The sequence below is a fragment of the Pseudoalteromonas sp. SWYJZ19 genome, from assembly GCF_015864375.1.
GTDB classification, from domain to species: Bacteria; Pseudomonadota; Gammaproteobacteria; order Enterobacterales; family Alteromonadaceae; genus Pseudoalteromonas; species Pseudoalteromonas arctica.
In genome coordinates this window covers 23791-30777 of record NZ_JADYXI010000030.1, presented here as the reverse complement: position 1 = coordinate 30777, position 6987 = coordinate 23791, and the positions used below count along the sequence as shown (strand labels likewise).

4 protein-coding genes are annotated in these 6987 nt (G+C 35.8%); 1 reads left to right on the top strand and 3 read right to left on the bottom strand.

The features are described 5' to 3' along the window. Positions 1–1047 precede the first annotated feature (1047 nt). Positions 1048–1683 carry a methyltransferase family protein gene (locus I6F45_RS19820; RefSeq protein ID WP_010553522.1) on the top strand — a complete coding sequence of 212 codons (636 nt, stop codon included), beginning with the start codon at positions 1048–1050 and terminating at the stop codon, positions 1681–1683. A gap of 253 nt (positions 1684–1936) precedes the next feature. Here I6F45_RS19820 and I6F45_RS19815 read toward each other — a convergent pair whose 3' ends face one another. From I6F45_RS19815 to I6F45_RS19805, 3 genes are read right to left on the bottom strand one after another with little or no spacing between them, the layout of a single operon-like run. Then, positions 1937–3958, bottom strand: a complete 2022-nt coding sequence (locus I6F45_RS19815; protein WP_197161800.1) for a putative bifunctional diguanylate cyclase/phosphodiesterase — start codon at positions 3956–3958, stop codon at positions 1937–1939. Between the two features lie 4 nt (positions 3959–3962). Then, positions 3963–4490, bottom strand: coding sequence for a YfiR family protein (locus I6F45_RS19810; RefSeq protein ID WP_007586256.1), 528 nt, complete (start codon positions 4488–4490; stop codon positions 3963–3965). 9 nt (positions 4491–4499) lie between these two features. Next, a complete protein-coding gene (locus tag I6F45_RS19805) occupies positions 4500–6560 on the bottom strand; it encodes a TonB-dependent receptor plug domain-containing protein (protein WP_197161797.1) in 2061 nt (686 codons plus the stop codon). Between the last annotated feature and the right edge of the window lie 427 nt (positions 6561–6987).

Genomic DNA, 6987 nt, shown 5'->3' with positions numbered 1-6987 from the left:
TGCCGAACTCAGTAGTGAAACGAAACAGCGCCGATGATAGTGTAGCATTTGCTATGTGAAAGTAGGACATTACCAGGCTTCAAATTGTAGAAAGCCCGAATCTAACGATTCGGGCTTTTTTTACGTCTGCAGAAAAGTGAGATGCGCGCAATTAATACACACTACATCAACACGCATCACGTAGGGCGGGCGAGCATAGCGACTCCCGACGCTAGAATCACAACAAAAATCCTCAATACCCCAGTCGGCCAATACAGCAGCATTTGCTACGTGACTTTCTACTGCTGTGGGCACTACGACATTCTACTGCGTAGCGCACCGATTTCAAATTATAGAGAGTCCTAATCGAAAGAGTCGGGCTTTTTTTACGTCTGCAGAAAAGTGAAATACGCGCAATTAACACACACTCACATCAACACGCAGGGCGGGCGAGCAAAGCGACTCCTGCTGTTAAAATTATAAAAACCTACGCTCTACGATGAGTGCGCAGCATTTTCACTATGACTCTCCACCGCTGAAGGTATCATGACATCACACAAGCATTAAGTTGTAGAGCTCCCGAACCTAACGAGCTGGGCTTTTTACATTTTTAGAAAAGTGATTCAGGTATTCCTCTAGAGCGAAGCGTCTCTCAGTGAATAATCTACTTAATTTAACGAGTTAAAGTGGCATCGCCGATGCGAGTGTAGTTTTTCACTGTGACTTCCTAACGCTGAGGGTACTATTGCACTGTACAAAGCTTCGAATTAAAGAAAGTCCTAACCTAAATAGTCGTTTTTTTGCATATATAGAATGTAAAAATATGAGTGAATAATATCAATTCAAATATATAAGCAGATTGGTATTATATAAAAAGTATGAGATCCTCATAAATCAAAGTTATTTTAAATTAATGGTATGAGTTAATGATTACTCGTTAACAAACTACTGACTTAACTTGTTTATGAAGGCAATGAATACTAATATAATTTCATGACCTTATAACTAAAATTTATTGAGTTAGTTGTTTTAAAATTACTACCAATAATGATTGTGAGCTGTAACTAGATGCCCTATGAAACATTTTTAGATGACTCTACTTCGCTAGTTGAATTTACACGTATTTACTTAGCTATTTTTTATACTTTTGTTGCGGGGTTTTATACATTTAGAATTATTTATAAAAATAGAGACACACCATCAGGCGTTATTTATCCCGGAGATAAGTTTTGTACTAGTTGGTGGAACCATATGGTTTTTAAGTTTTTCAGGGCTGCTATTTGGTTTATATGTGTAATTAGAGTGTTTGTACCTGAGTTAGATAGCTACCTTGGGCTATTTCCAATTCTCAATGGCTGGCCAGGTGTATTATTTGGCGATATTTTATTGAGTGCAGGTTTTATTTTGACGATGTTTGTACATTTTCATATGGCAGCACTTTGGCGTTCAGGAATTGATCCTAAGGGACCACATGAGCTTAAAACATCAGGACTATATGAATACTCTAGGAATCCGATGTATTTAGGTGTTGTAGCTGCACAGGTGGGTTTCTTTTTAGCCTTACCTAGTATATTTAGTTTGACCTGTTTGGTTATTGGTTTTATAGCTATATATAGACAGACGTTAGTTGAAGAAGCTCATTTAGCTCATCGCTTTTCAACACAATATAAAGAGTATAAACAACTAGTCCCTCGCTGGTTATAGCTTGGGATTGAGCTTTAAATACATGAAATTTTAACGCAAGAGTAAAGACGTGTTCTGTGTTGGCTTGCTAAAATTTAGCAAGATGGACATAAATCAGATCACTTCTTTTTGTTTTATACCAATTCGCTTAATTAAGTGATCTATTTTGAGGATGGAAAAACGTGTTGATAGCTAGGCAAAAAATTTGCTATTTAGTTGTTCTAAATGAGAATTTTTTAACACAGGTAGCGACACATTCAGCCCCGCAAAATGATTAAGTATTATTGCGGATTGGTATTATATACTTTTTAATAAACTCTTTTTTAGAAACTGCCTTTGAAAAAATGTAGCCTTGGATATAATCGCAAGCAAGCTGCTTTAATAGATCGTATTGTTTTTGTGTTTCTACGCCTTCAGCAACAACCATAACATCTAAATTATGTGCCATAGTAATAATTGCTTTAACGAGAGCAATACTATTATCGTTTGATTCAATATCGCTTATAAATGAGCGATCTATTTTTAAAATATCTATATCTAAGCGCTGTAGATACGCCAAAGAAGAATAACCAACACCAAAGTCGTCAATCGCTATGTCTATATTAATAGTGCTTAAGCGTTTTAATTGTCGCTGTATTGACGAATCTGGATCCATTAAGGTATTTTCAGTGACTTCAATTAAAATAGTGTTGGCGGGTAGTTGGTACTTTTTACTTGCAACAATCCATTCATCCACCCAGCAACCAGCGCGGTCAATTTCAAGAGGTGATGTATTTACACTGACTTGAATTGTCTTTTCACTTAAAACATTGAATTGGACGGTATCTTGAATTGCTTGAGACTTTACCCATTGGCCTATGTCGTTTATTAATCCGTTTTTTTCAGCAACAGGTATAAATTCATTGGGCCCTATTAGGCCTCGTTCAGGGTGGTTCCAACGAATAAGGGCTTCAGCTTTTGGTACTGATTTCCCATCAATTGAAAATATAGGTTGGTAATATAATTCAAATTGGTTTTTTACAATTGCAGTGCGTATCTCTTCTATCAGGCGACGCTTTTCTGTGGCTTTTTCTTCTATAGCATAGGAGAAAAACTCATAGCGATTCCGCCCTTTATTTTTAGATAAATACATCGCTTGATCAGCACGTCTAACAAGCTCTTCTACTGTTAAACCATCAACAGGGAAAAACGTTAAACCTATGCTTGCGGTAACATAGACTGTTTCTTTTTTTATTTTAATACTCTGCATTAAACTACTTTTTACAGCTTCGGCAATTTTTGATGCTTCATCAGGGCTACTTACACCCTCTAAAATTAATGTAAATTCGTCTCCACCCAAGCGTGCTACTGTATCTTTTGTTGTTATACAGCTTTGCAGCCTCGTTGCTACCTGGTGTAATAATAAATCACCGTAGTCATGTCCAAGGCTGTCGTTTACTTCTTTAAAACCATCTAAATCTATAAATATAAGTGCGAATTTCATTCCTTTAACACTTACTAAGCTTTGTAGTTTTTCGTAAAAATACCGTCTGTTCGGCAAATCAGTTAACCCGTCTTGGTAAGCATATTGTTGCAACTGAATATTTGCATTTTCAAGTTCATTAGTACGAAGCCTAACTTGGTTTTCTAATGAACTTTCTCTTTGCTCAATGTTGTATAGCATATCGTTAAAACAAGAAGTTAACTGTCCGACTTCATCTTGTGATAGTTGTTTAGCGCGTAAACTATAATCATGTGACGTTGTTATTTTATTTGCTGTTTGTGCTAAATATAAAATAGGGTTTAAAAAGCGGCGCCTTAGCAAAAGGGATAAAATGAGGCTGATAGCAAAGGTAAAGACCATCAAAATCATTATAAATTTAAAGTAAAAAGTGATTCTGTCTTGAATGTAACTGTTGTTAGCGCGTATTTTTAATACGCCATAATCATGCATATCGAGCTGAAGGGGGGTATTAACCTCAATGCTTTGTTCTATTTCTTCATTTTCGGCTTGAGCAATAACAAGTTGTTCACCAGTCATACTCGTTACCATTATACTAATAACATCTGAGCGTATAAGTATTGGGTTTATAAGCTCTTGTACTGCATCTATATCATTAAACATAAGTGCAGCAGTTATATTGGGTGAAAGCATTTTAGACAGCGACCCCAGGCTTTCTATTTGTTCTTCTTTAGCGCTGGTGATTTCATAAGCACTAAATACAATGGTCACTGTAGCGGTTGATACAAGTGCGACACTCATTAAGATGAATAATAATTTTTTGCTCATTGTATTTAATGCAAATAGTTTTTTCATTGCATTACCTATCTACAACGCGTGCAAGTCGTAGTACTTTTGAACTCATAGTAATGCCTGCATCTTTAAGCTGTTGTGGTGCAATTTCAAAGCGAATTTTACCACTGGAAAGAAAGAATCTGATATGGCCGCCATTTTCAATAAATGAGTCTGTTTCACCAATGACCATAATATTTTTTAGATCTAAAGGAGTTATGTTTTGCCACTGGGCAAATGTATCTGAGGTGATAAATAGCATGTTACACGCAGATGTTGTGACTTCATCAATAGTGACTAATTTATTATGTAAAGGTAATTTTTTTATAGTGCGATTTTTTAGAGCGGTGTTAGCCACATCAATAAAGTATTTATCAGGGCTACAAATAGTAAATTGATCAAGGGGCTCTAAATGAGAATCCCAGTGTCCAAAACGTGCAAAGTTATACAAGAAGCCTGCTTTTAGCATGTATTCTTTTTCAACAGCGTCAACGCTGGTACTTAAAAGTACCAAGGCTATTAAGCTTCTGTGAATTAGACTTCTTAATTTAATCATCTAATTAGCTTAGAAATTTGCTGAAATTGTAAACGTAATACATTCATCAATATAGTTTGGTAATGTATAGGTTTCGCGCGTATTACTGTACTCAATATGTGAACCTGAAAATAGGTTTTTACCCGAAACTGCAGTAGACCACACAGGAGTAGCCTGCCAATTCCAACTAATATCTAACGTTGTGTAATTATCAGTATTATATGCATTTGAGTTTACTGCTCGTAATGTCGCAAACACGTTATGGTTGGTTAAAAAAGAATAATCGGCTTTTGCAAATAACTGCCTGTTTTTAGAGTCATACCCGATAGCGGGCTCTACTCTAGGAGGTAAATCGTAGTTATAATCGGTGTAACTATAACCAAACTCAGTATTGAGATTATCAATTGGTTGCCATGATACTACTAAGTCGAACCCTTTAGTGGTTGTGTCTGCTACAGATGCAAAGTCTAAATCTATACGAGTCATTGTTAGTGCTTGAAATACTTCTGGAATTCTCCCTGCTAGAAATAAATCAAGTATAGGAGTGAATTGTTCAGCATGTGTATTCATATCAATAACCGCTACGTTTTTAGCATCGGTATAATAAGTAGAAAGATCCAATGACCAATCGTTAGCAGTAAAACGGTAGCCTAATTCATAAGATAGATAGTTTTCTGATGTAACTTTGTCATTACCATTTAGGTAGGTTGCAATTCGGTAGTCGTCTATTTGGTCAAAGCCTGAACTTAAACCGGTAAGATCTTTAATTTCTGTACCATTAACTTTAAAGTTGTCGTTAAACTCAATTAATGTTGGTGTACGTACACTTCGCGATATTGCGCCCCAAGTAAGATGGTTATCTACTGGTTTGTATATAAGTCTTGCTGATGGTTGATTTTCCCAGCCAGTTAAATCGTTATGATCAAGCTTAGTACCAATAATAAAGTCGAGAGTGTCAGGAGTCACATTGTATTGAGCTTGAACAAGTGCACCATATTGTTTGAGGCTATCAAAGTTTTTATCGCTATCTAAAAATACGCTTTCTGCGAAAGATATAGAATTGTATCGGTAGTTCAACCCCCAATCTAACTGTAGAGATTGATATATAAAGTTCATTTGATAATCAATATCTATCGATTCAAAGTCTTCTTTAATATAATTTTGAGAACCATTTTGTTTAAGCCAAGAAATTTGTAGCATTTGATTCGCATCTGGCGACATTCTGTTTTCAAGGCGCGCCATTATGCGCGAGTCTGTTCGCTTTAAATCATCTGAAAATGAAATGTTTTCGTTGGTTTCATCGACAACACCTCGGTAGTTTTGGCCAAGTGTGGAATGAGTTACATCACCCTGGAGTAGTGCTGACCACTCATCATTAGGGGTAAAGTCAGCTCTAAAACCTAAAGAGTTTTGTTTGGTTGTGTCATTAGGGGGAAGTGAGATGCCTTTTTGGGATTCATTCGCATCTTTTAAGTGCCCATACACTCGGTAGCTGCCTATGTTACTTATATCACCACCGTAGCGAAGATTAGCATCAACATTTATTTGATTACCAGTTGTTACACTTGCGTGTCCACCGCGAGTATCAATACTATTTTTAGTAATGATATTAATAACGCCATTATTTGCGTTACTTCCCCAAAGTAATCCGCCTTGTCCGCGTATAACTTCAATACGTTCAATATCGTACAAAGGAACGTTGAGTGTTTCCCAATAAACAGCGGCAAACTTTGGGGTATATAAGCTTTGTCCGTCAATCATAACCAATAATTTGCTTGAAAAGCGAGAGGCAATGCCTCTTGAGGAAATAGCCCATTGATTGTTATCGAGCTGACGGACAATTAAACCCGGCACCATTTTTAGTGCTTCAGGTACTGATGTAGCACCAGATTTAGTAATTTGTTCTTTACTTAATACATAAATAGATGAGGCGGTATCAAATGCTGATTGTGCTCTTTTCATCGCAGAAGTCGCTTGCACATCCATACCCATTAAAGCATCAAGATCGAGATCTTCATCTTCAAACGGCTCAGCCGTTATAAGAGGGCACACAAAAAGTAATGGCCAAAATAAACGTTGTGATATTTTCACCCAAAAGTCTCCTGCGCAATCAAAAAATCAAAAACAATGACTGTTTTTGTAATACATGTGATATCACACAATATTAACATACATTAACAGCGTAAAAGTATAAATGCGATTAAATCAAAACAACTAATTTTGTAGTAGTTAAAAAATTTAACTTCGGCCAATAAAACAGTAAAATTTAAAAAATAAAGTAGATACATTTTATACAATTACATTTATTAAAGAGTCAAAAAATAGAAGTTACTGAGAGTTATATGATTATATACTATTTAAAATTTAGTCTATTTTTGAAGGACTTCAAAGTATTTTGCGCTTATTGATTATTTAACTTTGCATATCATGCTTTTACAAGAGCGATATTAATTATACGTGCACGATTAATCTAACTTTGTATTAACTATTATTGTAGTTTCAATTACCTTTGCTTTTA